Origin of the sequence: Asanoa sp. NPDC050611 (assembly GCF_040654855.1) — a bacterium.
GTDB lineage: Bacteria > Actinomycetota > Actinomycetes > Mycobacteriales > Micromonosporaceae > Asanoa.
Genome location: NZ_JBFAIU010000081.1, coordinates 1 through 24,517 on the forward strand (window position 1 = coordinate 1; position 24,517 = coordinate 24,517).

Consider the following 24,517-nt stretch of genomic DNA (forward strand, 5'->3'; position numbering starts at 1 on the left):
AACTGGAGCACCGTGAGCGCCTCCTTCGCGGGCAGACCGCGGACGAGGTTGACCACTCGGCGCGCCTTGTTCGGCGAGATGCGCACGTGGCGCGCGACGGCCCGGTGACCCGGTTGGGGCCGCGCAGCCTCAACCCGCCGACCCGGTTCGTCGTCGACCACGCACCCTGCGCGGTCCTGCTGGTCTGGCCGACCGCCCCGCCGCCGGTGGACACGATCCCGCCGCCACCGCCGCACAAGGCCGCGCCACCGCACAAGGCCGGACCACCGCACAAGGCCGCACCACCGCCGCCGCCGCCACCTCCACCGTGATCAGCGGGAGATGATCTCGACGAGCATCATCCGCGGGCCAGGTCCGGCGTTCGGCGCCGCGACGTGCAGGGTCCTCGGGTGCATGAGCACCACGTCGCCGGGTTGACCGGTCAGCTCACGTAGCGCAACCGGTACCCCGTCCAGAACGGCTTCGCTGCCTGGTTCCCCCCGGCCCTGCCACACCTCGCGGAGCCACGGGTGTGCGGCGCCGAGCGCGGCCCGGATCTGGGCCGGACGCCAGGTCCCGGTGGTCGCGATGTGCCGGTTGACCAGGCGGTGCGAGCCGGCCAGGACCAGCGTGCCACCGCCCCGCGGCCGTGCCGGCAGCAGGAACGCGAACACGGTCACACCCGGCAGCTCGTGCTCCGGGCCGTACGAGTCGACGTGCCAGCCCTTGCCGGGCACCCGCCAGCCCTGCGACGGGAACGTGACCAGCGGCAGGCCCCACGCGGCGGGCCGGCGCCACGCCCCGGCGCCGAGCAGCGCGTCGAGGCCGTCCACGACCTGGTCCGAGGCCATCGCCGCGAACGCGCGGGACCGGCGCAGCGCCTGCAGCCGTCGGGGCCGCTCGACCGTCCAGCTCCCCTCGTCGTGCTCGCGGATGCCGTGCTCGGCCGCCAGGAAGGCCCAGAACCGGGCGCGCATCGCGACGACGTCGACCGCGGGAACCGCGCCGGGCAACAGCAGCAGCCCGTCCTGATCGAATTGGTGCGTCATCTCCGCTCCTTCTCTCTAGACCCGGCGGAGGCCGGAACGGGAAGGAGCAACCCGAGCCGCGCCACCGCCGCAGCGGCCGCGAACTCGGGTGGATGGAGGGTGCCCGAAACGTCGTCCTGACCCTAACCCATCGTCACTCATCAGTGCTTTCGATTTCGGTGACCGTCGACCACCGTGATCTTTCGCGATTCCGACCCGGGCTTTCTCTGATTGCGAAGATCAACCTCTGGACGTCCTGTCCACGGGGCGGCGAGGCTCAGTCAACGCCGGCTCGAAAGGACGTGAGCCATGACCAACAACCCCGTGACGTGGAGCCGCCGCCGGTTGCTGGGCACTGCCGCAGCGGCGATCGGCCTCGGCGCGTCCGGTGTGCTCAGTGGATGCTCGTCGGTGGCCGGTGGCCTCGGCGCCGAGCGGGACACCGGGACGCTGGACTTCTGGAACCTGTTCGGCGGCGGCGACGGCGTACGCATGCAGCAGATGCTCGACGCGTATCAGCAGGGCCATCCGGAGATCGAACTGGCCGCGGTCACGCTGGCCTGGGGCAACCCTTACTACACCAAGCTGTCCCTCGCGACCGTCGGTGACCGGCCGCCGGAGGTCGCGATCTCGCACCTGACCCGGATGAAGAACCTCGTGCGGGCCGACCTGCTCGAGGAGCTGCTCCCGGACGACCTGGCCCGGCACGGCATGACACCCGACAAGTTCAACCAGCGCGCGTGGGAGGCCGGGCTCGTCGACGGCAAGGCGTACGCGATCCCGATCGACACCCACCCGTTCGTGATGTTCTACAACACCGACATCTGCCAGGAGGCGGGTCTGCTCGACGCGAGCGGCAAGCTCAAGCCGCTCGACGGCGAGACCGCGTTCATCGACGCGATGACGGCCGCCAAGCAGGTGACCGGCGGCTTCGGCGGAGCGCTGGCGTTCGTGTCGGAGACCTCGACGCCGTGGCGGATGTTCCAGTCGTTCTACTCGCAGCTCGGCGGGCAGATGCTTGCCGACGACGGCAACCGCGTGGTGATCGACGACGCGAAGGCGACCCAGGTCCTCGAGTTCATGCAGGGTCTCACGCGCGACGGGCTGTTCCCGAACCCCATCGATTACCAGGGCTCGATCGCGATGTTCGCGAACGGCGAGACCGGCTTCTTCTTCCAGGGCGAGTGGGAGATCACGACTTTCCAGACGGCGAAGCTGCCGTTCAGCATGACGCTGTTCCCGAACGTGTTCGGCGGCGGCACCTACGCCGTGCAGGCGGACTCGCACACGTTCGTGCTGCCGAAGCAGCCGCACCGGGACCAGGCCCGGCTCGACCGGTCCCTGACCTTCGTGCGGTCCATGTTGGACCAGAGCAAGACCTGGACGGAGGGCGGCCACGTGCCGCTGTGGCTGCCGTTCGCCGAGAGCAGCGAGTTCGCGCAGATGAGCCCGCAGTCGAACTACGCGTCCGCGGCGGACTCGGCGGCGTACGACGCGGACGGCTGGTACTCGGGGTCCGGCTCGAACTTCGAGATCATCACCGGCTCCGCCATCGCCGACGTCCTGGCCGGCGCGTCGTCACCGCAACAGGCCATCGCTCAGATGCGCGGGAACCTCGAGCAGCTCGCAGGCACCGCGTCACCGCTGTAGACGCCCGGCGTCTCGCCGTTGGCGAGCCGGTTGAGCAGTCCGGGAGGCATCCGTGTCCACGCAGACATCCACACAGACCGACACCGATCTCGGCCGTGGCATCGCGCCGACCGCACCGCGCCGGGGCGGCGGGCTCGGGCAGGGCCGGTCGGCCGCGGGGTTCCTCGCGCCCTTCGTCATCCTCTATCTGCTCTTCGTCATCGGCCCGACGATCTACGGGCTGCTGCTCAGCTTCACGAACGCCAGCCTGGTCAAGCCGGGCCTGAACGGCTTCGCCGGCTTCGGCAACTACGGCGAGGCGCTGGGCAGCGGCGACTTCTGGTCGTCGCTGTGGCACACGCTGTGGTTCACGATCCTGACCACGCCGCCGCTGGTCATCCTCGGCTTCGTCCTGGCCCTGCTGGCCAACCGGCTCGGACGCGGCAGATGGTTCTTCCGGCTGGCCTTCTTCGCGCCGTACGTCCTGCCGTCCGCGGTCGTCGCGCTGATCTGGTTGTGGCTCTACACGCCGGCGCTGGGTCTGCTCGACACGGCGCTGGCCAAGGTGGGCATGACCCCGCCGAGCTGGCTCGGTGACGCCGCGTGGGCGATGCCGTCGTTGGCCATCACCACCGTCTGGTGGACGCTCGGCTTCAACTTCGTGCTCTACCTCGCCGGCCTGCAGGAGATCCCGCGGGACCTCTACGAGGCGGCCGCGATGGACGGCGCCGGACCGTGGCAGCAGATCCGCAGCATCACGATCCCGATGCTCGGCCGGACGACCACGCTGGTCGCGGTGCTGCAGGTGATCGCCTCGCTCAAGGTGTTCGACCAGATGTACCTGATGACCCAGGGCGGGCCGAACTTCGCCACCCGGTCGATCCTCCAGCTCGTCTACGACGAGGGCTTCACGAACTTCCGCGTCGGCTACGCCGCGGCCGTGTCGATGCTGTTCTTCATCGTGGTCCTCGCGGTCTCGGCCGTGTGGTTCACGCTGGTGCGCCGGCAGGAGAAGGTGGTTTGAGATGACGAGCACCACTGTGGACACCGGTGTCACGATGGAGCGGATCCACAGCCGGGAGAAGCTGTTCAACCGCATCTGCGCCGGCGTGCTGATCGCGTTCGCCCTCCTGTGGCTGGTCCCGTTGGCCTGGGCCGTCGACACCGCGCTCAAGCCGAACGAGGAGACGACCAGGACCACCTGGCTCATCGACAGCCCCACGTTCGACGCGTTCACCCGGACCTTCCGCGACACCGACATGCTCAGCTGGTACGGCGCCTCGTTCATCATCTCCAGCCTCACCGCAATAGGTGTCGTGATCGTCGCCAGCCTGGCCGCGTTCGCCATCTCCCGCATGCGGTTCCGCTACAAGAACCTGGTGTTCTGGGGGATCCTCGCCGGCATCATGATCCCGGGCCAGGTGCTGATCGTCCCGTGGTTCCGCGAGTTCGACGCCATCAACCTGCTCAACACGTACTGGGCGGTGATCCTGCCGCAGCTGCCGGCCGCGATCGCGGTGTTCATCTTCAAGCAGTTCTTCGACGGACTGCCACGGGACCTCGAGGAAGCGGCCAGAATGGACGGCGCCAGCTTCTTCCGCGTCTACCGGCGGATCGTGCTGCCGCTGGCCCGGCCCGCGGTGGCGGCGGTCGCCATCTTCACGTTCGTGACGACCTGGAACGACCTGCTTTGGCCGCTGCTCGTGCTGAGCAACCCCGACCTGATGACCGTGCCGGTCGGCCTCGCCACGGTCCAGGGCGCCTTCGGCATCCGGTACGCGGACACGATGGCCTCGGCGATCCTCGGCGCGATCCCGCTCGTGGCCGTCTTCCTCCTCTTCCAGCGCCAGATCGTCCAGGGCATCGCCGGCTCCGGCCTGAAAGGTTGAGATTTCGTGCACTTCGCCTCGCTCACCGTCGACCCGGCGTTCCGGGTCGGCGAGGTCGACCCACGCCTGTACGGAAGTTTCGTCGAGCACCTCGGGAGATGTGTCTACGAAGGAATCTACGAGCCCGGTCACCCGTCGGCCGACGAGCACGGCTTCCGCGCGGACGTCGCGTCGCTCACCCGTGAGCTGGGCGTGCCGATCGTGCGGTACCCGGGCGGCAACTTCGTGTCCGGCTACGACTGGGAGGACGGCATCGGGCCCGTCGCCGACCGGCCCACCCGGATCGACCTGGCATGGCGGACGATCGAGCCCAACCACGTGGGCGTGGACGAGTTCCAGCGGTGGGCCGGCACGGTCGGCGCGGAGACGATGATGGCGGTCAACCTGGGCACGCGGGGCATCGACGCCGCCCGGAACTTCGTCGAGTACTGCAACCACCCGGCGGGCACCTACTGGTCCGACCGGCGGAGGGCGAACGGCGCCGCCGACCCGTACGACATCAAGGTCTGGTGTCTGGGCAACGAGATGGACGGCCCGTGGCAGATCGGCCACAAGACCGCCGTGGAATACGGCCGGTTGGCCGCCGAGACCGGCAAGGCGATGCGGCTCGTCGACCCGTCGATCGAGCTCGTCGCGTGCGGCAGCTCCAACCGGGCGATGCCGACGTTCGGCTCGTGGGAGGCGACGGTGCTCGCCGAGACGTACGACGTCGCGGACTACGTCTCGCTGCACGCCTACTACCAGGAGCGCGACGGCGACCGCGGCAGCTTCCTCGCGTCGGCGGCGGACATGGACGCGTTCATCGAGGCGGTCGTCGCGACGGCCGACCACGTGCGGGCGGTCGGCCGGCACCGCAAGCGGATCAACCTGTCGTTCGACGAGTGGAACGTCTGGTACCAGACCCGGTTCGCGGGCGAGGAGAACCTGGCGATCGAGCGCACGCCGCGGCTGATCGAGGACGTCTACTCGGTGACGGACGCGGTCGTGGTCGGCAACCTGTTGATCAGCCTGCTCCGGCACGCCGACCGGGTGCGGATCGGCTGCCAGGCGCAGCTCGTCAACGTGATCGGTCTGATCATGACGGCGCCCGGCGGTGCGGCCTGGCGGCAGAGCAGCTACCACCCGTTCGCGCTCACCTCACGGCACGGACGCGGCACGGTCCTGCGCCTCGAACCCACGAGCCCGGTGTACGAGACGGCGGTGCACGGCGAGGTGCCGGTGCTCGACGCCGTGGCCGTGCTGGCCGACGACGCGGACGGTGTGGTGCTGTTCGCGGTCAACCGTGACCAGGAACAGGAGCTGACCCTCGACGTGGACGCCCGCGCGCTGCCGTCGCTCGGCTCGGCGGAGCACGTCGCGCTCTTCGACGAGGACCCGGACGCGGTCAACGACGAGGCACACCCGGACCGGGTCGCTCCGCGCCTCCTCGACGCGCCCAAGCTCGACAGCGGCCGGCTCCAGGCGGTCCTGCCGCCGCTGTCGTGGAACATGATCCGGCTGTCGTAGGGCCTATGGGCGGGTTCGTCCGGCGTTAGCATGTGCCGGCGAAGTCCACGCGGGAAGGCAGGACGACCATGAGGCTGCTCCTCACCTCGGGCGGGATAAGGAACGCCAGCATTCAGGACGCGCTGGTCGACCTGCTGGGCAAGCCGATCGCCGAGTCGACCGCGCTCCTGATCCCGACGGCCCTCTACCCGTTCCCCGGCGGTCCGGCCATGGCCTACCGCACGATCAGCGGCAACAGCCCAGGGGGGCCGTTGGCCCAGCTCGGGTGGCAGTCTTTGGGGATCCTCGAGCTGTCCGTGCTGCCGAGCATCGAGGAGTCGGCCTGGCAGCCGACGGTCCGCGACGCCGACGCGCTGCTGGTCTGTGGCGGCGACCCCATGTTCCTCGCCGCCTGGCTGCGCCGCTCCGGGCTGGCCACGCTGCTGCCGACGCTGCGCTCCGAGGCTGTCTACGTCGGGGTGAGCGCCGGGAGCATGGCCGCGACCTCGACCTTCGTCGAGACCTACATCGACCCGCCCCGGGCGAAGGACGAGCCGCTCAAGTCGGAGGACGTCGTCTTCGCCACGCCCGACGGTGACGTCGACCGGATCCTGGTCACCGGGCAGGGCGCGGGGCTCGTCGACTTCGCGGTGATCCCGCACTACGCGCACCCGCGCCACCCCGACGCCTCCCTGGCCAACGCGGAGCAGTGGGCGGCCCGGATCCCCGCGCCCACGTACGCGATCGACGACCAGACCGCCGTCAAGGTGGTCGACGGTGCCGTCGAGGTGGTCTCCGAGGGGCAGTGGCGGCTGTTCGACCAGCTAGCTCGCTAGGACCCGGGTCTCGCGCGGGTCGCGCCAGCCCTCGGCCCGGGACAGCTCCCGCGCCAGCGCGACGAACGCGCGCACCTCGTTGGCCGGCCGCTCCGCGCGCCACAGCACCGACCAGGGGTAGCGCGGGACGGTCGGCGCGAGCGGTCGCCAGCGGGCCGGCTTCGCGCGCTCCGCGGTCGAGGCGGGCGCGCACATCACGCAGTCGCCCGCGGTGACCAGGTCGACGGCGGCGCGCAGGTGCTGCACGGAGCCGCGGTGCGCGGCGGGCACGAAGCCCGCGGCGCGGCAGATCTCCGTGACGAACTCGGCCAGCTCCGGTGCGCGGGTCTCGTCGGGCAGCAGCAGCGTCTCGCCGGCCAGGGCCGACACCGGGACGACCGGCAGCCGGGCCAACCGGTGGTCGGGCGGCACGAGCACGCCGAGCGGGTCGAGGCGGAACAGTTCGGACGCGATCTGGGCCGGCACCGCGCAGCTGCGCCCGATGCCGACGTCGAGGCGGCCGTCGGCGAGCATGCGGCACTGCTCGGGCACGCCCGCCTGGACCTGGTGGAGCTCCAGGTCCGGATGGCGGGCGCGCAGGGCGTGCAGCACCGGACGGACCGCCTCGTAGCCCTCGTCGAGCAGGCCGACCCGCAGCGCCGGCGGCGTGTCGGTCAGGCCCTGTGCGAGGCCGGCGGCCCGGTCGACGTGCTCCAGGATCTGCCGCGCCTCGAGCAGGAAGCGGGCGCCCGCGGTGGTCAGCTCGATGTGCCGGGTGGTGCGCTGGACCAGCAGGACGCCGAGGGTGCGTTCCAGGCGCTGGACCTGCTGGCTCAGCGCGGACTGGACGATGTGCTCGCGGGCCGCGGCCCGCCCGAAGTGCAGCTCCTCCGCCAGGGACACGAAGTAGCGCAGCTGGCGCAGCTCGATGCGGGCGGCGGCGACGGCGTCGGGGTTGGGGGTAGGGGTGGGGGTGACAAATCGACGGTGGAGGGCGGGCTCGGCCATGTCGGCGCGCCTCTCTGTATTCGAATGTTATCGCTAACATTCAGCCTTGGTGATCTTTCGCCGGATGTCAAGCGTGTGGCGCGGAGGTTACCGACGGGTCGAGCTCTGGCGGACCACCAGCTCGACCGGCACCACCGCGCGGCGCTCGACCGGCCGCCCCGCGGCCACCTGTTCGAGCAGCAGCTCGATGCTGCGCCGGCCGACGGTCGTGAAGTCCTGCCGCACGGTGGTCAGCGGCGGGGTGAAGTACGCGGCCTCCGGCACGTCGTCGAAGCCGGCGACCAGGACGTCGCCCGGGACCCGCACGCCCGCCTCGTGGAACGCCCGGAGCAGGCCGAGCGCCATCTGGTCGTTGGCGACGAACACGGCTTCCACGTCGGTGCGGGTCGCCAGGATCCGGCCCGCCTCGTAGCCCGACGACGGGCTCCAGGTGCCGCGCAACGGCCGGTGCACGGTCGCGCCGGCGCGCCGCAGCTCGCCGCGCCACCCGAGCACGCGCCCCTCGGCCTCGATCCAGTCGCCGGGGCCGGCGACGTGCCAGACCGTGCCGGCACCCTGGTCGAGCAGGTGCCGGGTGACCCGGCGGGCGCCTTCGGCCTGGTCGACGCTGACCGAGCCAAGGCCCGGCACCGCGCCACCCTCGACGACGACGGCCGGCAGCTCGCCGGCGAGCGCTTCCAGCACCTCGGCGGTGCCGGACAGGGGCGCGATCACGATGATGCCCTCGACGGCCTGCTTGGCCAGCCGGTCGAGGGCGGCCCGCACCGAGGTGGCGGTCAGCGCGGTGAGGCTGTCGATGCTGACCACGAACCCGGCGTCGCGGGCGGCCTGCTCGATGCCGAACAGGGTGCTGGCGGGGCCGTACAACGTGCTGTTGAAGGTGATCACGCCGAGCGTCCGCGACCGCCGGGTGGCCAGGGCGCGGGCGACGGAGTTGCGGCGGTAGCCGAGCTCCTCGATCGCCTTGCGCACACGGGCGCGGGTCTCGGGGCGCACGAGCGGATGGTCGTTGAGCACCCGGGAGACGGTCTGGTGCGACAGACCGACCGCGCGGGCGACGTCGGCCATCGTCGCGGGCCGCCGGGATTCTCGCACGCGTCCCATCGTACGGCACCACTGTGGACAGATGTGGGGCCAGGTTACCGGCGCGTAGCATATCGTCGGCATACCGAAAACCACATACGTGCTCGCAACACCGCGCTCCCTTGACTGGAAGGCATGACCTACAGCAATCCAGCGTCCGCGTGGAGCCCAGCGATCCCGACGACGGGAATCACGGTTTATGGGTGCGGGCCGGACGAGGCCGTCCTGTTCCGGAAGACGGCGGCTCGCATCGGCGTGACGCCGACCACCACGGCCGCGGCGGTATCCGAAGCCAATGTCGACCTGGCATCCGGGAACCGGTGCATCAGCGTCGGTCACAAGACTCAGGTCACGAATTCGACTCTGCTCGCGCTCAGTCAGGCCGGGGTCGCGTACATCTCCACGAGAAGCGTCGGGTACAACCACATCGATGTCGGTTACGCGCAGAGCGTCGGCATCTCCGTGGAAAACGTCGCCTATTCGCCCGACAGCGTGGCCGACTACACGCTGATGCTGATGCTGATGGCCGTCCGCGACGCGAAGTCCATCATCCGCCGCACGGACGTTCACGACTACAGGTTGGGTGATGCCTGCGGGAAGGAGCTGCGCGACCTGACCGTCGGGGTCGTCGGAACCGGCCGCATCGGTGCCGCGGTCATGAACAGGCTTCGCGGTTTTGGCTGCCGCGTACTGGCCCATGACCGTCGCGACATGGCCTCTCCGTTTCACGTCCCGCTCGACGAGTTGCTGCGGCAGAGCGACATCGTGACGCTCCACACGCCCCTCACCGCGGACACTCACCACCTGTTGAATCGGCAGCGTATCGGCCGGCTCAAACACGGCGCGTTCATCATCAACACCGGGCGGGGTTCCCTGCTCGACACCGCGGCGCTGGTTTCGGCACTGGAAAGCGGCAGGTTGGGCGGAGCTGCGCTCGACGTCCTGGAAGGCGAGGACGGAATATTCTACGTCGACCGCAGGGACAGACCCGTCGAGAGCAAGCTTTTGCTGCGGTTGCAGGAGCTGCCGAATGTGCTGATCAGCCCGCACACCGCGTATTACACGGACCATGCCCTGAGGGACATCGTGGAAAGCTCCATCATCAACTGTGTGCACTTCGAAAGCAGGTCGCGCCGTGGCTAGGTTGCGGGTCGGAGTCATTTTCGGGGGCTGCTCGGAAGAGCATCCGATCTCTGTCAAGTCCGCGCGGGAGGTCGCCTCGCACCTCGATACGGACAAGTACCAGCCGTTCTTCGTCGGCATCACGAAAAGCGGTGCCTGGAAGCTCTGTGACCGCCCTGACGCGAACTGGGAGAACGGCGCCTCCCGTCCGGTCGTGCTGTCACCGGACAGAAGCGTCCACGGGTTGCTGGTCCTGGATCGCGGAACGTACGAGACGATCCGTCTGGACCTGGTGTTGCCCGTTCTGCACGGCAAGCTCGGCGAGGACGGCGCCATGCAGGGCCTGTTGGAGCTCTCCGGCATCCCGTACGCCGGCTGCGACGTCCAGAGCTCCGCCCTGTGCATGGACAAGTCCCTTGCCTACATCGTCGCCGGAAGCGCGGGAATCGCGACGCCGAACTTCTGCACCGTCACGGCGACCGAGCACGTCGATGCCGACCAGCTCACCTATCCCGTCTTCGTGAAGCCGGCCCGCTCGGGCTCGTCGTTCGGCGTGACCAAGGTGGTCCGCAAGGAGGAACTGCCGGGTGCGGTGGAGACCGCACGGGAGTACGACTCCAAGGTGTTGATCGAGGAAGCTGTCGTCGGCAGCGAAGTCGGATGCGCCGTCCTGGGCAACGATCGGGACCTGCTCGTGGGCGAGGTGGATCGCATCGCGCTCTCGCACGGCTTTTTCAGGATCCATCAGGAGAGCGAGCCGGAGAGCGGGTCGGAGAACTCGACGCCGATCGTTCCCGCGGACATCTCCCCGGCGCAGCGCCTGCTCGTTCAGGAGACGGCGAAGGCCGTGTATCGCGCCCTGGGATGCCGCGGACTGTCGCGCGTGGACATGTTCCTCGCGGCCGACGGAACGGTGGTTCTCAACGAGGTCAACACCTTGCCCGGCCTGACCTCGTACAGCCGTTATCCGAGGATGATGGCGGCCGCCGGTCTGCCGCTCGGCGAAGTGCTCGATCGGGTCGTGTCGTTGGCGGCAGGGAATCTCCGATGAGGAATGACTTCGTCTTCGTCGACGAGTTCGTCGCCGGGATACGGTGGGACGCCAAATACGCCACCTGGGACAACTTTACCGGGAGACCGGTGGCCGGATATCTGGCAAATCGAATTGTCGGCACCAGGGACTTGTGCACCGCCCTCGAAAGAGCGCGGGAGAAGGCCGCCTCACTGGGTTTCGGCCTCCTGCTCTGGGACGGCTATCGCCCGCAACGCGCCGTGGACGGCTTTCTGGGCTGGTCGAGACAACCGGAGGACGGCCGGACGAAGCCGCGACATTATCCGAACATCGACCGGACCGAGATGTTCGAAAAGGGATACGTGGCCGCCAGGTCCGGACACACCCGGGGCAGCACCGTTGACCTGACGCTTTTTCATCTGGCTACGGGCGAGCTTGCTGCCATGGGCGGCGACCACGACCTGATGGATTCGATCTCCCATCATGGCGCAGCAGGAATCAAGGAGGTCGAGACGACGAACCGGCGCCATCTGTGCTCCATCATGGAGGGTTGCGGCTTCGCCCGGTACGAACGCGAATGGTGGCACTACACACTCAAGGACGAGCCTTATCCAGAGACCTATTTCGATTTTCCCATCACGTAATCGAGACAGGGGAACCATGCAGGTACGACTCGCGCACTCCGCCGACGCCGCGGCCGTCAACGGGCTGCTTCACCAGTTGGGCTACCCGCAGGATGGCACCGCGATGACAGCGACTCGGATCGAGACCTGGAGCGGCGACCCGTGGAGCGCGGCGTACGTGGCCGATGCGGGCCGCGATGTTCTCGGCCTTGTCGCGGTGCACATCTGCCCGTTCTTCGAGCGGACCGGCACCTGGGGCCGGATCGTCGCTCTGGTCGTCTCCGATCGCGCCCGCGGCCAAGGCGTCGGCCACCAGCTCGTCGCGGCGGCGGAGTCGTTCGCCACCAGTCGTGGATGCGAACGCATGGAGGTCACCAGCGGCGACCACCGCCATGACGCGCACGAGTTCTATCGACGGCAGGGCTACACCGACCAGACAGGAAGATCATCGCGGTTTTTACGCGTTCTCGACGACACCAGCCGTCATCGGTGACGCCGTCGATCCAGTGGCGTGATCTAGTGTGATGCCGCGAACCGCGTGACCGGAGGAGTCGGTTGGGATGACGGCGCAGCGACCCATGCCCACGCAGGACGACGTGCTCGGATACTTCGACACGCTGTCGAACTGGGGACGGTGGGGCGACGACGACGAGCTCGGCACGCTGAACCACATCACCGACGACGTCCGGCTGGCGGCGGCGCGGGCTGTCCGGCACGGCAGGAGCGTGTCGTGCGCATGGGAGGTTGCCGTCCCGGGAGAGATGGAGCGGTCGACGACGACGTGCCCGTGCGCCGCCGACATGCCGGGTGCCGAGGACATGCCGGTGCCCGCGTTCCACGCCGACCGGCGCTGGGGCTTCTCGTCCGAGCGACTGGGCATCACGTTCCACGGCAACACCGTCACCCACCTCGACTCGCCGTGCCACATCTTCTGGGACGGCACGATGTACAACGGGCGGTCGCACGCGTTGGTCGACCCCGCCACGGGATCGGGCTGGGCGGCCGTGACGGCGGCGGCGAACGGGATCGTCACGCGAGGTGTCGTGCTGGATGTGGCGAGGGTCCGCGATGTGCCGTGGTTGGAACCAGGGCAGGGGGTGTTCCCCGATGATCTCGAGGAGGCCGAGCGCCGCCAGGGTGTGCGGGTGCGATCCGGCGATGCGGTACTCCTGCGGACCGGCTACGGCCGCGCCCGGCACGAGGCCGGTGTGGCCGGCGGCTTCACGCAGGCCGGCTGGCACGCGTCGTGCCTGCCGTGGCTGCGCGAACGGGAGGTCGCGCTGATCGGAGCCGACACACCCCAGGACGTTCAGCCGTCGGGGTACGAAGACGTGCTGATGCCGGTGCACGCCGTCAGCCTTGTCGCGATGGGCCTGTGGCTGCTCGACAACTGCGACCTGGAGGACTGCGCGGCGACCGCTGCAGAGCTCGGCCAGTGGGACTTCCACCTCGCGGTCGCGCCCGTCCGGTTCGCCGGTACGTCCGGCAGCCCCGTCAACCCGATCGCCACTTTCTGACCCGACCGGGCTCAACCGCGTGGCGCGGCCGGTAGGTGCACCGTGACGCAGAGTCCGCCGGCGGCCCGCGGGGTGAGGGTGAGTGTCCCGTCGTGCGCCTGGGTGATGCTGTTGACGATCGCAAGGCCGAGGCCGACGCCCGCGTGGTCGGTGCGGGTGCGTTCGGTGCCGCGCTGGAACGGCTCGGCGAGCGTGGAAACCAGCTGTGGGGTCAGGGTCTCACCAGTGTTCTCGACGGAGAGCACCACACCGCCGGGGCCGCCGCCGGTCCTGACCCAGACGGTGCCCCGGTCGGACAGGTTGTAGACGATCGCGTTGTGGACGAGGTTCGTGGTCATCTGCAGGAGGAGCGCGTGCGAGCCGACGGTCGGCGTGAAGTCGCCGGACGTGTCGATGGTGATACCGCGCTTCTCGGCGAGCGTGAGCAGCGTCTCGGTGGCGTCCTCCGCGACCAGGGACAGGTCGACGTGCTCTCGAGCGAAGGACCGCTGACCGGCGCGGCTGAGCAGGAGCAGCGCCTCGGTGAGGTCGATCGCTCGGGCGTTGACGGCATGCAGGCGGTCGACGAGCTCGCTGGTGTCCCCTCCCGGAGTCTTGCGGACCACCTCGAGAAGTGTCTGCGAGATCGCCAGCGGGGTGCGCAGCTCGTGTGAGGCGTTGGCCGCGAACCTCTGCTGTTCGCCGACGTGCGCTTCGAGCTGCGCGAGCATGGCGTCGAAGGCGTCGGCGAGCTCGCGGAACTCGTCTCTGGGGCCCGCCAGCCAGATCCGGTGGGAGAGCGACCCGTCCGCCGCCATGCGGGTCGCAGCGGTGATCCGGGCCAGGGGTGCGAGCATCCGGCCAGCCAGAAGCCACCCTCCCACAAGGCCGAACACCAGCAGCACGACCAACGCGGCGGCGGCCTTCGGCGCGAAAGCGTCCCAGAGGTCGGACCGGGTAGGACTAGCGGGCACCAGGAACCGAACGTCGGGGTGTCGCCGACCGTCGGGGACGTAACGCAGCAGGAACACCCACACCACCGCGAGCAGCAGGGCGCCCGCGACCATGAGGAACCCCGCGTAGCTGAGAGTGAGTTTGAGGCGAACGCTCACACCGGACGGCCTATCCATGATCCAGCTCCTGACGTCCGGTGCCGGGCACGGTGTCGATGCGGTAGCCGACGCCGGCCACGGTGGCGATGATCCCGGGTTCTCCGAGGCGTTTGCGCAGTGCCGAGACGGTGATGCGTACGGCGTTGGTGAACGGGTCCGCGTTCGCGTCCCAGGCGCGTTCGAGCAGGTCCTCGGCGCTGACGACACCGCCTTCGGCAGCGACGAGGACCTCGAGCACGGCGAACTGCTTCCTGGTCAGTGCGACGTACCGGCCGTCCCGGTAGACCTCGCGCCGGAACGGATCTACCCGCAGACCGGCGATCTCCCGCACCGGCGGCCGGTTGTGCGCACGCCTGCGGTCGAGCGCTCTGAGCCTGAGCACGAGCTCGCGGAGCTCGAACGGCTTGGTGAGGTAGTCGTCGGCGCCGAGCCCGAACCCGGACGCCTTGTCGTCGAGCCGGTCGGCGGCGGTCAGCATCAGGATCGGCATGCCGGTACGGGAAGCGACGATGCGTCTGGCGATCTCGTCGCCGGAGGGCCCAGGAATATCGCGGTCGAGGACGGCAAGGTCGTACGCATTGATGCTCAACAATTCCAGGGCGGCGTCGCCATCTCCGGCGATGTCAGCCGCGATCGCCTCCAGCCGCAGGCCGTCGCGGATGGCCTCCGCCAGGTAGGGCTCGTCCTCGACGATCAACACACGCACCCGTCCGATGCTACGAGCCGGCACATATCGCCGGCCTATCGAAAACCGCATACGGGCCGACAACACCACGTTGCCTTCACTGGCCGCATGAGTCGAACCGCTGTCGGTCTGATCGTCGTTGCCACTGCGATCATCGGGACCCTCGTCTATCACCTGGCGCCGTCGAGCTCGGCGTTCGTCGACGTCCCCCGCGGCGACCACGACGGCACGACTACCCATGACGACGGTGCCGTCACGGAGGATGACGGCGTCCTCCGCGGTCGTGTGACCGTGTTCGATGACCAGTTTGCCGGGGTGGCGAACCTCGACCCCGAACTACTTCTGGCCCTGCGCGAAGCGGCGAGGGATGCCGCTGACGACGGCGTCGAGTTCCGCGTCAACAGCGGGTGGCGCTCCCCGGCGTACCAGAATCAGCTCCTCCGGGAGGCGGTCGCGAAGTACGGCTCGGAAGAGGAAGCCGCGCGGTGGGTCGCCACCGTCGACACGTCCGCGCACGTCGCCGGGAGGGCGGTCGACGTCGGGCCCTCCGATGCCACCGCGTGGCTTTCGGATCACGGCGCCGCGTACGGGCTGTGCCAGATCTACCGGAACGAGCCCTGGCACTACGAACTGCGCCCCGAGGCGATCGACCATGGCTGCCCGCCCATGTTCGCCGACCCCACCCACGATCCGCGGATGCGACCGTGACCGGGCGCACCCGGGCTACGCCGGATCGACGCCGATCGGTGCCAGCAGCGCGGTCGTGCGGTCGAGCAGCTCGCGCTGGATGGCCGGGTCCTCGGCCGCCGGGTTGGGGCGGGCCGGCTCGCTCTCGTCGAAGTAGCGGCCGTTGATCGAGCCTGGCCGCGTCGCCACCCGCAGGATGTTGTCCGCGCCGTGCTCCGGTGGGTCGCCCTCGATCGCGAACATGCCGGCCAGCAGCCGGGAGTGGATGATGCCTGGGTGCATGCTCGCCGCTTCCTGTCGCCGGCCGTCGAGTTGGTGGGCGAGCCAGCAGGTGTACGTCACGATGGCGAGCTTGGACTGCGCGTACGCGTTGACCGCGGAGTAACCACCCGCGGCCAGGCCCAGGTCCGCGAGCTGCAGCCGCGCGGACAGGTGGGTCGCGGACGCGATGTTGAGCACGCGCCCCACCTCGTCGCGCAACGCGGTCGTCAACACCACTGTGGACAGATAGTTGGTCTGCAGCGTCGCCTCGATGCCGTCCGCGGTCACCGCGCGCCGTCGCGCGCCGGGCCGGGCGGCGTTGTTGACCAGCAGGTCGACGCGGTCGGTGGCCGCGCGGATCTCGTCGGCCAGGCGGGTGATCTGGTCGAGGTGGCCGAAGTCCGCGGTCAGGTAGGTGACCCGGCCGGGCAGCTGGTCGAGGAGGGCGGCGACCTCGTCGCGGGGCTCGAGGCCGTGCAGCACCAGGTGCCCGACCCGGCCCGCGAGCCGGACCGCCGTGGCCCGGCCGATGCCGTCGGTGGCACCGGTCAGCACGACGGTGCGGTCACGCAGGTCCATCAACGACCAATCTAGCGGCCCAGCATCGCCATGGTCGTGTCCCACATGCGCGCGGCGAGGTCCGGATCGATCGCGTACGCCGCGACGCCGCCGCTGCGGACACCGGCCGGGTCGGACAGGACGGGCACCTCGTTGGCGTCCTCGAAGTAGCGGCCGGTCACGCCCTCGACCACGGGCGACGCGGCCAGCAGCACGCTCGTCGCCGCGCCCTCGGCGGTCGTCTTCCAGCCGGGCGGCACGTCGAGCCTGGTGCCGTCCGCGTCGACGGCGCCGACGAACCGCAGCTGCGCGTCGTCGAGGTGGCGCTGCAGGTTGGTCACGATGCCGCCGGGGTGCAGCGCGTTGACGGTGATCCCGTCGGGCGCCCAGCGCGCGGCGAGCGCGACGGTGAACAGGATCGACGCGGTCTTGGACTGGGCGTACGCGGTCCACGCCTCGTACGGACGCGTCGTGTAGTTGACGTCGTCGAAGTCGACGGGTGCCATCAGGTGGGCCGAGGAGCTGACGGTGACGACCCGCGCCCGGCCGGCCGCGGCCAGCGCCGGGTGCAGCCCCAGGGTGAGCGCCGCGGTGCCGAGGTGGTTGACGGCGAGCTGCTCCTCCCACCCGTCGGCGGTGCGCCGCAGGTCCGGGATCGCCATCACGCCGGCGTTGTTGACCAGGATGTCGAGCGGCCCGGGCCAGCTCTTGACGAGCCGGTCGATGCTCGCCCGGTCGGCGAGGTCGAGCACGGCCACGTGGACCCGGTCGTGGCCGGCGGCGACCCGGATCTCGGCCGCCACCCGCTCGCCGGCCGCCGGGTCGCGTGCGGTCAGTGTGACCTCTGCGCCCGCCGTGGCCAGTGCGCGCGCTGTTTCGCGGCCGATGCCGGAGGTCGCGCCGGTCACCAGGGCACGTTTGGCGGTGAGGTCGACGCCCGCGATGACGTCGGCGGCGGTTGACTTCGGGCCGAACGGGGTGGTGATCAGGGACATCTCATGCCTCGCTTCTAATCCAACTGGTTGGTTGGTTGCGACGCTACGTCGGCTCGGGGCAATCGTCAAACCAGGTGGTTGGTTTATCCTGGTGGCCATGGCGCCATACGACTCCGCGGCGACCCGCACCCGGCTGCTCGACGCCGCGTACGCCGAGTTCGTCGAGCGCGGCCTGGCCGGCGCCCGGGTCGACCGCATAGCGGCCGCGGCCGCCGCCAACAAGCAGGCGATCTACGCGTACTTCGGCTCGAAGGACGCGCTGTTCGACGCCGTCCTCGCCGGCCGCCTGCGCGTCCTCGCGGACCTGGTCCCGTTCCGCGCGGACGACCTACCGGGCTATTCGGGAGCGCTGTTCGACCGGTTCGCCGACGACCCGGGCCTGTTGCGCCTGGTGCAGTGGAAGACGCTCGAACGTCCGGAGGCATCGGAACAGGAACTCGCCGCCCACCTGGACAAGGCCGGTGAACTGGCCGGCGCACACGGCACCACGCTGGAAGCGGCGATGGACACCCTGATGATCGCGCTGGCCGCGGCCCAGGCCTGGCACAACACCTCACCGGAGATCCGCAACCCGGCGGGCGACGACGAGGCCACCCGCCGCGCCCGCCACCGCGCGGCGGTCGTCGCCGCGGTCGACGCCGCCACCACCGCCCTGCTACGCGCCACGACCTAGGCGCACCTTCATCCGTCGCGCAGCCGTTGGCGCAGGGTGGTCAGGAAGGCCAGCGTCGTCGCCAGGGCGGCGGGATCCAGCTGGGACTCCAGGTCTTCGGCCCAGCGCGCGCGACGCGGTTCGACGGCGGTCAGGGCGCCGAGGCCCGCGGCCGTCAGGGTGAACAGCGGCGCCCGGGCGTCGGCCGGGTTCGGTGAACGGGCGACCAGGCCCGCGCGCTCCAGGCGGTCCATGCTCTCGCGGGCGCTCTGCCGGCGCAGCCCGCGGCGTCTCGCCACGGCCGCGATGGTCGCCGGACCGTCCTGCAGCGCGCCGAGCAGCAACCAGCGGGACGCGGTCAGGCCCAGGTCGCCGACCAGTGAGTCGCCCTGGGCGGTGAAGGCACCGGCGACCGCGATCACCGCGTCGACCAGCCCGGTGACGGTGTCGCCGGGGCGCGGCTCAGGTCGCATCGACCAGGCAGACCAGGTGGCCGTCGGGGTCGCGGACCACGGCCATCCGCTCACCCCACGGCTGCGTCGCCGGCTGGTCGACCACCGCGCCGCCCGCGGCCTGCCAGCGGGCGACGAGCGCGTCGAGGTCGACCACCACGAACGACGCGGCGACCGCGGTGTCGCTCGGGACACTCGGGCGCTCGTGGAGCAGCACCGACGTGCCGCCGGCGTCGAGGGTGGCGAGGCCGGGGCCGGCCGGGACCGACGGCAGGCCCAGCAGGTCGCCGTAGAACGAGAGCGCGCGCGGCAGCGAGGCCGTCGAGACCACGACGCGGGACAGGTGGGTCATGCTGTCCACCATAATGACAGGTGCCTGTCAAAACCAACCGGGGACCGTGCCACGCTTGAGGTGAGAGAAGGGCGAGACCCATGGACCGCCGAGAGATCGTCGTCGGTACGGACGGTTCCGCGTGCGCGACGGCCGCCGTCAGGTGGGCCGCCGAGGAGGCTGCCCTGCGCGGTGTGCCGCTGTGCGTCCTCTCGGCTCATGAGCCTGACGAGCCCGCAGCGATCGCCGAGGAGGCCGCCGCCCGGGTGCGCCACGACGTCGACGTCCGTGCGCGGGACGTGACCGGCCCCGCCGTCGGAACGCTGCTGGACGCGAGCGCCAACGCCGCGATGCTCGTCGTGGGCAGCCGCGGTCGCGGTGGCGTCCGGAGTCTCCTGCTCGGTTCCGTGAGCTGGCAGGTCGCCACCCGCGCCGACAGTCCGGTCGCCGTCGTCCGCGGTGGCGAGCGGACCGGACAGGTGGTCGTCGGCTGCGACGGCTCCGACGCGTCGCGCATCGCGGTCGAGACGGCGTTCGACCTCGCGAGCGAGCACCACGCTCCCCTGCTCGCGGTGCGCGCCTACTATCCGCCGTCGCCAGCGCTCGGCTTCGGCTACCAGCCACTGGTCTACGCGCTCGACGACCGCGACCAGACGATGACCGCTGACCTGGCCGACGAGCTCGATCCCTGGCGTCAGCGGCACCCGGAGGTCGACGCCCGGGTCGTGGTCGCCCACGGCGGCGCGGCCGACGCCCTGGTCGCGCACTCCCGCACCGCGCGGGTCGTCGTCATCGGCAGCCGCGGCCGCGGTCCGGTCACCAGCACCCTGCTGGGCTCGGTATGTCCGCAGCTGCTGCACCACGCACACTGCCCCGTCGTGGTGGCGCACGGATAGCCGGCCGGCTACCGCTCGATCGTCAGGATGCCGTTCTCCAGCACCGCCGGGGTCAGGTGGCGGTAGCCGACCGCGTCGAAGGCGACCGTCAGCTCGTGCTCGTCGCGGGAGAGCAGCGTCCCCTCGCCCCACAGGCGGTGGCGGACCCGGGTCGCGTTCGCGTCGGGCTCGTGGTGCCGGCGGCCCACCTGCGCCTTGGACGGTTGGGCGCGCGCGGCCGCGGCGGCCTCGTCGTTGTCGCACGCACCGCACGGCGGGTCGTAGTGCTCGCCGAAGTAGCCCAGCAGCTCGGCACGCCGGCAGCGGTCCGTCTCCGCGTACTCCCGGGCTGCCTCGATCCGGGACCGCAGGATCGACTGCTGGCGTCCGCCCTCCTTGGACACCAGGGCGAAGGTGTCCGGCGGCAGCTGGTCCGGCTTGACCACGCCGTCGCTGCCGTCCGGCTCCAGGAAGCCGAGCTCCTCCAGCTCCTCCACGACCCGCAGCACCTGCTGCCGGCTCACCCCGCTGGTGTCCACGACGGACTTGACGCTCACCCGGCCGGGCGCCGCCTCCAGGGCGTCGACGATCTTGTGCACCGTGGCCGGCGCCATCCGGGAGCGGGCGGCGAGCAGGCGTGGAATGCGGATCGTGCGCGGGTCGTAGACCACCACCGCGCGCGACGGTTGACCGTCCCGGCCCGCGCGGCCGATCTCCTGGTAGTACTCGTCCATGCTGCCGGTCATGCCGGCGTGCACCACCGTGCGGACGTCCGGCTTGTCGATGCCCATCCCGAACGCGCTCGTCGCCACCACCACGTCCAGGCGCCCGGCGAGGAAGTCGTCCTGCACCTGCGCGCGGCGCGCCGCCGGCAGCCCGGCGTGGTACGGCGCCGCCTTGTAGGCGTCCAGGTACAGCCGCGACGCCAGTTCCTCGCACCGGGCGTGGGTCAGCGCGTACACCAGCGCCGGGCTGTCGTGTGCCAGCACCACCTCGACCGTGCGGTCGTCGATCGCCCGGTCCTCCGGCAGGTCGTGCCGCGCCCGGCGGACCGCGAGGTGGATGTTCGGCCGGTCGAAGTCCGTGACGACCACGCGCGGCGAGCGCATCTTCAGCTCGCGGGTGATGTCGGCCTGCACGGGCGGCGCCGCCGTCGCGGTCAGCGCGACCATCGTCGGCCCGCCCAGCGCCTCGGCGACCATGGGCAGCCGCAGGTACTCGGGGCGGAAGTCCCGGCCCCACTGGCTGACCAGGTGCGCCTCGTCGATCGCGAACAGGTTGACGCCCGAGAGCGCGCCGACCGACTCCTCGTTGGCCAGTTGCTCCGGGCCGAGCATCACGAAGTCGACCTCGCCCGCGCGCAGCCCCGCGATCGCCGCCCGCCGCTCCCCCACGTGCTGCGACGAGTTGAGCTGCACCACCCGGACCGGCTCCCCGGACGGCTTCGACCGGCGCCCGAGCGCGGCGGCCTGGTCACGCTGCAGGGCGATCAGCGGCGAGACCACCACCGTGAGCCCACCCAGCACGAGCCCGCCCACCTGGTAGATCGCGCTCTTCCCGCTGCCGGTCGGCAACACGGCCAGCGTGTCGCGGCCCGCGACGATCGACTCCACGGCCGTGCGCTGCCCCGGCCGCAGGTCGAACCCGAACACCGCGCGGGTGAGTTGGTCGACTGCCTCCATCAACCCGAGGCTACGTCAGCCCATCAGGGGGTACGGGATGAACGTGCTCCGGTTCTCGTCGAGGTCGAGCCGGCGCCCGATCGGTGCCGCGGCGCGCTGTGGGCAGGTCAGCCGCTCGCACGTCTTGCAGCCCGGGCCGATCGGGGTGGCGCCGTCGGGCGAGTCGAGATCCATGCCCGCCGAATAGACCAGCCGCCCGGCGTGCCGGATCTCGCACCCGAGCCCGATCGCGAACGCCTTGCCGGGCTGGCCGTACCCGGCGTGCTGGTGGATCACCGTGCGGGCGATCCACAGGTAGCGCTGGCCGTCGGGCATCGCGGCGATCTGCGTGATCACCCGGCCGGGCGAGCTGAACGCCTCGTAGACGTTCCAGAGTGGACACGTGCCGCCCGAGCGGGAGAACGGGAAGCCCGTCGCCGACTGGCGCTTGGACATGTTGCCGGCCCGGTCGACGCGGACGAACGAGAACGGCACCCCACGCGCCTTGGGCCGTTGCAGCGTGGACAGCCGATGGCAGACGCTCTCCCAACCCATGCCGAAGTGCTCGGTCAGCAGCCCGATGTCGTAGCGCATCCGCTCGGCGGTCGCGAGGAACGCCTCGTAGGGCAGGATCAGCGCCGCCGCGAAATAGTTGGCCAGCCCGACCCGGGTCAGAATCTGCGTCTGAACGTCGTCGAACTTCTCTTCCTCGATGATTTCGTCGATCTCATCGGCGTATTCCAGCATGCCGATCTGCGCGCCCATCCGAATCGCCTGTTGACCCGGTCGCAATGACATCGACAAATGCAACGTGCGTGTCTGCGGTTGATAGCGGTGCAGGTCGCCACCGAGCCGCTCATGGTCCTCCCGGATGATCCGCACGCCGTGGCGGTCGGCCAGCCGGGTGCGCAGCGCCTCGAGGATCTCGCCGCGCCCGGCGCCGATCCGGGCGGCCAGGTGCTCGGCGGCCTCGTCGAGCGCGGGCACGTAGTTCTGTCGCCGGTAGAAGAAGTCGCTGACCTGGTCGTGCGGGCTGCGGCCGGCCACCAGGTCGCGGTCGCCGACCACCTCGGCGAGCTGGTCGTCGGTCTGCCGGTAGCGGCGGTAGAGGTCGATCACCGCCTCGGCCACCTCGGGCAGCTTGGTCGCGAGCTCGGTCAGGTCGTGCAGGCCGGCCCGGGCGGGCAGCGCCTCGCGCAGGTCCGCGACCAGCCGCGGCGTGTCGTGCGGGGCGAAGAACGCGGGGTCGACGCCGAACACCTCGGTGATCCGCATCAGCACCGGAACGGTCAGCGGCCGCGTGTCGTGCTCGATCTGGTTGAGATAGCTCGGCGAGATGCCCAGCTGCCGGGCGAGGTCGATCTGGGAGACGGACCGATCCTCTCGCAGGCGGCGCAGGCGCGCGCCGGCGAACGTCTTCGCCACGCCACCTCCTCGGGTTTTCGCGCCGACCGAAGGTCCAGGCGGCCCTTGACTACAGCCTCACCTCCACCATCCGTCGCGATGTTAGCACGTTGCCAATTGGCCATTCGCAACTTCGCAAAAACGGCCTCCGGACTTTTCAAGAATTGGCTGATTCCGTACCTCGCGCGCTCATTTCCCGCTGTGGGACGGTGACCGGCAGGAGCCTTATCGACGTAAGGAGTCGGCGATGACCCAATCGGCGGAACAGCTGCGGCAGGAGTGGGCGACCGCGCCGCGGTGGCGCGGCGTGGAGCGCACCTACAGCGCGGACGACGTGGTCCGGCTGCGGGGTGCCATCCAGGAGGAGCACACGCTGGCCCGCCGGGGTGCCGAACGCCTCTGGACCCTGCTGCACGACGAGGACTACGTCCACGCGCTGGGCGCCCTCACCGGCAACCAGGCGGTGCAGATGGTGCGCGCGGGGCTGAAGGCCATCTACCTGTCCGGCTGGCAGGTCGCGGCCGACGCGAACCTCGCCGGGCAGACGTACCCGGACCAGAGCCTCTACCCGGCCAACTCGGTGCCCGCCGTCGTGCGCCGGATCAACAACGCGCTGCTGCGGGCCGCGCAGATCACCACCGCCGAGGGCGACACGGAAACCGAGTGGCTGGCCCCGATCGTCGCGGACGCGGAGGCCGGGTTCGGCGGCGTGCTCAACGCGTACGAGCTGATGACCGCGATGATCACCGCGGGCGCGGCCGGCGTGCACTGGGAGGACCAGCTCGCCTCCGAGAAGAAGTGCGGCCACCTGGGCGGCAAGGTGCTGATCCCGACCGGCCAGCACATCCGGACCCTGGAGGCCGCCCGCCTCGCGGCGGACGTCGCCGGGGTGCCGACGCTGATCGTGGCCCGCACCGACGCGCACGCGGCGAACCTGCTCACCACCGACATCGACGAGCGGGACCAGCGGTTCCTGACCGGCGAGCGCACCGCGGAAGGCTTCTACCGGGTGCACGAGGGCATCGAGCCGTGCATCGCGCGCGGCCTCGCGTACGCCCCGCACAGCGATCTGATCTGGATGGAGACCAGCACGCCGGACCTCGAGGAGGCGCGCACGTTCGCCGAGGCGATCAAGCAGCGCTACCCGGACCAGCTGCTGGCCTACAACTGCTCGCCGTCGTTCAACTGGCGCAAGCACCTCGACGACGCGACGATCGCCAAGTTCCAGCGGGAGCTGGGCCACATGGGGTACGCGTTCCAGTTCATCACCCTGGCCGGCTTCCACGCGCTCAACTACTCGATGTTCGACCTCTCCCGTGGCTACGCCGCCGAGGGCATGCCGGCGTACGTGGCCCTGCAGGAGAAGGAGTTCGCGGCCGAGGAGCACGGCTACACCGCCGTCAAGCACCAGCGCGAGGTCGGCACCGGCTACTTCGACCTGATCAGCACGGTGCTCAACCCGGCCGGCGAGACCACGGCCCTACGCGGATCGACCGAGGAGGCGCAGTTCTGATGATGCGGATCGAGGTCCTGGGCAGCGGATACGACGAGATCCTTGACCCTAAGGCGCTCGACTTCCTGGTCGCGCTCGACAGTGAGTTCGCCGGCCGCCTGCTTGGCCCGGATCGCGGCGATGAACTCCGCCTCGGTCTCGACGCCGGGACACTCGCCGGCG

The 24,517-nt window shown here is 70.3% G+C and carries 26 protein-coding genes; 14 read left to right on the forward strand and 12 right to left on the reverse strand.

What is annotated here, in order from left to right; all coding sequences use genetic code 11:
- Positions 1-161: uL22 family ribosomal protein (locus AB0H87_RS15340; protein WP_360144790.1), on the reverse strand; the 161-nt coding region annotated here is incomplete at its 3' end.
- A gap of 150 nt (positions 162-311) precedes the next feature.
- Entirely contained in the window at positions 312-1,028 is a 717-nt protein-coding gene (locus AB0H87_RS15345; RefSeq protein ID WP_360144718.1) for a phytanoyl-CoA dioxygenase family protein, read from the reverse strand.
- A gap of 288 nt (positions 1,029-1,316) precedes the next feature.
- Between AB0H87_RS15345 and AB0H87_RS15350 the strand changes: the two genes are divergently transcribed.
- The 5 genes from AB0H87_RS15350 to AB0H87_RS15370 all read left to right on the forward strand — a co-directional run bounded on the left by AB0H87_RS15350 (position 1,317) and on the right by AB0H87_RS15370 (position 6,846).
- A complete protein-coding gene (locus AB0H87_RS15350; protein WP_360144721.1) occupies positions 1,317-2,657 on the forward strand; it encodes an extracellular solute-binding protein in 1,341 nt (446 codons plus the stop codon).
- Positions 2,658-2,709: 52 nt separating this feature from the next.
- On the forward strand, positions 2,710-3,660 hold the full coding sequence (locus tag AB0H87_RS15355; RefSeq protein ID WP_360144724.1) for a sugar ABC transporter permease: 951 nt from the start codon (positions 2,710-2,712) through the stop codon (positions 3,658-3,660).
- A gap of 1 nt (position 3,661) precedes the next feature.
- Positions 3,662-4,525 carry a carbohydrate ABC transporter permease gene (locus AB0H87_RS15360; protein WP_360144727.1) on the forward strand — a complete coding sequence of 288 codons (864 nt, stop codon included), beginning with the start codon at positions 3,662-3,664 and terminating at the stop codon, positions 4,523-4,525.
- 6 nt (positions 4,526-4,531) lie between these two features.
- Positions 4,532-6,031, forward strand: coding sequence for an alpha-N-arabinofuranosidase (locus tag AB0H87_RS15365; protein ID WP_360144730.1), 1,500 nt, complete (start codon positions 4,532-4,534; stop codon positions 6,029-6,031).
- Between the two features lie 68 nt (positions 6,032-6,099).
- Positions 6,100-6,846 carry a Type 1 glutamine amidotransferase-like domain-containing protein gene (locus tag AB0H87_RS15370; RefSeq protein WP_360144733.1) on the forward strand — a complete coding sequence of 249 codons (747 nt, stop codon included), beginning with the start codon at positions 6,100-6,102 and terminating at the stop codon, positions 6,844-6,846.
- Here AB0H87_RS15370 and AB0H87_RS15375 read toward each other — a convergent pair.
- Both AB0H87_RS15375 and AB0H87_RS15380 read right to left on the reverse strand, forming a co-directional pair.
- Positions 6,835-7,833, reverse strand: coding sequence for a LysR substrate-binding domain-containing protein (locus tag AB0H87_RS15375; RefSeq protein ID WP_360144736.1), 999 nt, complete (start codon positions 7,831-7,833; stop codon positions 6,835-6,837). The two genes, AB0H87_RS15370 and AB0H87_RS15375, sit on opposite strands and share 12 nt — an antisense overlap.
- Before the next feature lie 87 nt (positions 7,834-7,920).
- Positions 7,921-8,928 carry a LacI family DNA-binding transcriptional regulator gene (locus AB0H87_RS15380; protein ID WP_360144739.1) on the reverse strand — a complete coding sequence of 336 codons (1,008 nt, stop codon included), beginning with the start codon at positions 8,926-8,928 and terminating at the stop codon, positions 7,921-7,923.
- Positions 8,929-9,051: 123 nt separating this feature from the next.
- Between AB0H87_RS15380 and AB0H87_RS15385 the strand changes: the two genes are divergently transcribed.
- The 5 genes from AB0H87_RS15385 (at position 9,052) to AB0H87_RS15405 (ending at position 13,190) form a co-directional block, all read left to right on the forward strand.
- Positions 9,052-10,059, forward strand: coding sequence for a D-isomer specific 2-hydroxyacid dehydrogenase family protein (locus tag AB0H87_RS15385; RefSeq protein WP_360144742.1), 1,008 nt, complete (start codon positions 9,052-9,054; stop codon positions 10,057-10,059).
- Entirely contained in the window at positions 10,052-11,089 is a 1,038-nt protein-coding gene (vanA, locus tag AB0H87_RS15390) for a D-alanine--(R)-lactate ligase (protein ID WP_360144745.1), read from the forward strand. Before AB0H87_RS15385 ends, vanA begins: the two co-directional genes overlap by 8 nt.
- Positions 11,086-11,694: a D-Ala-D-Ala dipeptidase VanX gene (gene vanX / locus AB0H87_RS15395; RefSeq protein WP_360144748.1), complete on the forward strand. Its 609-nt coding sequence runs from the start codon at positions 11,086-11,088 to the stop codon at positions 11,692-11,694. Before vanA ends, vanX begins: the two co-directional genes overlap by 4 nt.
- A gap of 16 nt (positions 11,695-11,710) precedes the next feature.
- A complete protein-coding gene (locus AB0H87_RS15400) occupies positions 11,711-12,166 on the forward strand; it encodes a GNAT family N-acetyltransferase (RefSeq protein ID WP_360144751.1) in 456 nt (151 codons plus the stop codon).
- Positions 12,167-12,233: 67 nt separating this feature from the next.
- A complete protein-coding gene (locus AB0H87_RS15405; protein ID WP_360144754.1) occupies positions 12,234-13,190 on the forward strand; it encodes a cyclase family protein in 957 nt (318 codons plus the stop codon).
- 11 nt (positions 13,191-13,201) lie between these two features.
- On the opposite strand, the gene AB0H87_RS15410 is transcribed toward AB0H87_RS15405, so the two are convergent.
- Together AB0H87_RS15410 and AB0H87_RS15415 are read right to left on the reverse strand one after the other, a co-directional pair.
- Entirely contained in the window at positions 13,202-14,281 is a 1,080-nt protein-coding gene (locus tag AB0H87_RS15410; RefSeq protein WP_360144757.1) for a HAMP domain-containing sensor histidine kinase, read from the reverse strand.
- Positions 14,282-14,291: 10 nt separating this feature from the next.
- Positions 14,292-14,987: a response regulator transcription factor gene (locus AB0H87_RS15415; protein WP_360144793.1), complete on the reverse strand. Its 696-nt coding sequence runs from the start codon at positions 14,985-14,987 to the stop codon at positions 14,292-14,294.
- Positions 14,988-15,257: 270 nt separating this feature from the next.
- Here AB0H87_RS15415 and AB0H87_RS15420 point away from each other — a divergent pair, with 270 nt between their 5' ends.
- Positions 15,258-15,674, forward strand: a complete 417-nt coding sequence (locus tag AB0H87_RS15420; protein WP_360144760.1) for a M15 family metallopeptidase — start codon at positions 15,258-15,260, stop codon at positions 15,672-15,674.
- Between the two features lie 15 nt (positions 15,675-15,689).
- On the opposite strand, the gene AB0H87_RS15425 is transcribed toward AB0H87_RS15420, so the two are convergent.
- Positions 15,690-16,493, reverse strand: coding sequence for an SDR family NAD(P)-dependent oxidoreductase (locus AB0H87_RS15425; RefSeq protein WP_360144763.1), 804 nt, complete (start codon positions 16,491-16,493; stop codon positions 15,690-15,692).
- Between the two features lie 11 nt (positions 16,494-16,504).
- The gene (locus tag AB0H87_RS15430; RefSeq protein WP_360144766.1) at positions 16,505-17,467 is read right to left on the reverse strand and encodes an SDR family NAD(P)-dependent oxidoreductase; all 963 of its coding nucleotides are present in this window, start codon (positions 17,465-17,467) and stop codon (positions 16,505-16,507) included.
- 97 nt (positions 17,468-17,564) lie between these two features.
- Between AB0H87_RS15430 and AB0H87_RS15435 the strand changes: the two genes are divergently transcribed.
- Complete coding sequence (locus AB0H87_RS15435) at positions 17,565-18,140, forward strand: TetR family transcriptional regulator (protein ID WP_360144769.1); 576 nt, start codon at positions 17,565-17,567, stop codon at positions 18,138-18,140.
- Positions 18,141-18,148: 8 nt separating this feature from the next.
- Here AB0H87_RS15435 and AB0H87_RS15440 read toward each other — a convergent pair whose 3' ends face one another.
- The gene (locus tag AB0H87_RS15440) at positions 18,149-18,592 is read right to left on the reverse strand and encodes a MarR family transcriptional regulator (protein ID WP_360144772.1); all 444 of its coding nucleotides are present in this window, start codon (positions 18,590-18,592) and stop codon (positions 18,149-18,151) included.
- Entirely contained in the window at positions 18,582-18,923 is a 342-nt protein-coding gene (locus tag AB0H87_RS15445; protein ID WP_360144775.1) for a VOC family protein, read from the reverse strand. The genes AB0H87_RS15440 and AB0H87_RS15445 overlap by 11 nt, the downstream gene beginning before the upstream one ends.
- A gap of 80 nt (positions 18,924-19,003) precedes the next feature.
- Between AB0H87_RS15445 and AB0H87_RS15450 the strand changes: the two genes are divergently transcribed.
- A complete protein-coding gene (locus AB0H87_RS15450; RefSeq protein WP_360144778.1) occupies positions 19,004-19,798 on the forward strand; it encodes a universal stress protein in 795 nt (264 codons plus the stop codon).
- 8 nt (positions 19,799-19,806) lie between these two features.
- Here AB0H87_RS15450 and AB0H87_RS15455 read toward each other — a convergent pair whose 3' ends face one another.
- Positions 19,807-21,459 (reverse strand): RecQ family ATP-dependent DNA helicase, encoded by a 1,653-nt coding sequence (locus tag AB0H87_RS15455; protein WP_360144781.1) that lies wholly within the window; start codon positions 21,457-21,459, stop codon positions 19,807-19,809.
- Between the two features lie 15 nt (positions 21,460-21,474).
- A complete protein-coding gene (locus AB0H87_RS15460) occupies positions 21,475-22,863 on the reverse strand; it encodes a short-chain fatty acyl-CoA regulator family protein (RefSeq protein WP_360144784.1) in 1,389 nt (462 codons plus the stop codon).
- A gap of 226 nt (positions 22,864-23,089) precedes the next feature.
- Here AB0H87_RS15460 and aceA point away from each other — a divergent pair, with 226 nt between their 5' ends.
- Positions 23,090-24,355 (forward strand): isocitrate lyase, encoded by a 1,266-nt coding sequence (gene aceA / locus AB0H87_RS15465; protein WP_360144787.1) that lies wholly within the window; start codon positions 23,090-23,092, stop codon positions 24,353-24,355.
- Positions 24,356-24,517 lie beyond the last annotated feature (162 nt).

Coding starts and splice junctions, on each gene's coding strand:
- AB0H87_RS15345 (WP_360144718.1), bottom strand. CDS start 1,028: ATGACGCACCAATTCGATCAGGACGGGCTGCTGCTGTTGCCCGGCGCG.
- AB0H87_RS15350 (WP_360144721.1), top strand. CDS start 1,317: ATGACCAACAACCCCGTGACGTGGAGCCGCCGCCGGTTGCTGGGCACT.
- AB0H87_RS15360 (WP_360144727.1), top strand. CDS start 3,662: ATGACGAGCACCACTGTGGACACCGGTGTCACGATGGAGCGGATCCAC.
- AB0H87_RS15370 (WP_360144733.1), top strand. CDS start 6,100: ATGAGGCTGCTCCTCACCTCGGGCGGGATAAGGAACGCCAGCATTCAG.
- AB0H87_RS15375 (WP_360144736.1), bottom strand. CDS start 7,833: ATGGCCGAGCCCGCCCTCCACCGTCGATTTGTCACCCCCACCCCTACC.
- AB0H87_RS15385 (WP_360144742.1), top strand. CDS start 9,052: ATGACCTACAGCAATCCAGCGTCCGCGTGGAGCCCAGCGATCCCGACG.
- vanX (WP_360144748.1), top strand. CDS start 11,086: ATGAGGAATGACTTCGTCTTCGTCGACGAGTTCGTCGCCGGGATACGG.
- AB0H87_RS15400 (WP_360144751.1), top strand. CDS start 11,711: ATGCAGGTACGACTCGCGCACTCCGCCGACGCCGCGGCCGTCAACGGG.
- AB0H87_RS15405 (WP_360144754.1), top strand. CDS start 12,234: ATGACGGCGCAGCGACCCATGCCCACGCAGGACGACGTGCTCGGATAC.
- AB0H87_RS15425 (WP_360144763.1), bottom strand. CDS start 16,493: ATGGACCTGCGTGACCGCACCGTCGTGCTGACCGGTGCCACCGACGGC.
- AB0H87_RS15430 (WP_360144766.1), bottom strand. CDS start 17,467: ATGTCCCTGATCACCACCCCGTTCGGCCCGAAGTCAACCGCCGCCGAC.
- AB0H87_RS15435 (WP_360144769.1), top strand. CDS start 17,565: ATGGCGCCATACGACTCCGCGGCGACCCGCACCCGGCTGCTCGACGCC.
- AB0H87_RS15440 (WP_360144772.1), bottom strand. CDS start 18,592: ATGCGACCTGAGCCGCGCCCCGGCGACACCGTCACCGGGCTGGTCGAC.
- AB0H87_RS15445 (WP_360144775.1), bottom strand. CDS start 18,923: ATGACCCACCTGTCCCGCGTCGTGGTCTCGACGGCCTCGCTGCCGCGC.
- AB0H87_RS15450 (WP_360144778.1), top strand. CDS start 19,004: ATGGACCGCCGAGAGATCGTCGTCGGTACGGACGGTTCCGCGTGCGCG.
- AB0H87_RS15455 (WP_360144781.1), bottom strand. CDS start 21,459: ATGGAGGCAGTCGACCAACTCACCCGCGCGGTGTTCGGGTTCGACCTG.
- aceA (WP_360144787.1), top strand. CDS start 23,090: ATGACCCAATCGGCGGAACAGCTGCGGCAGGAGTGGGCGACCGCGCCG.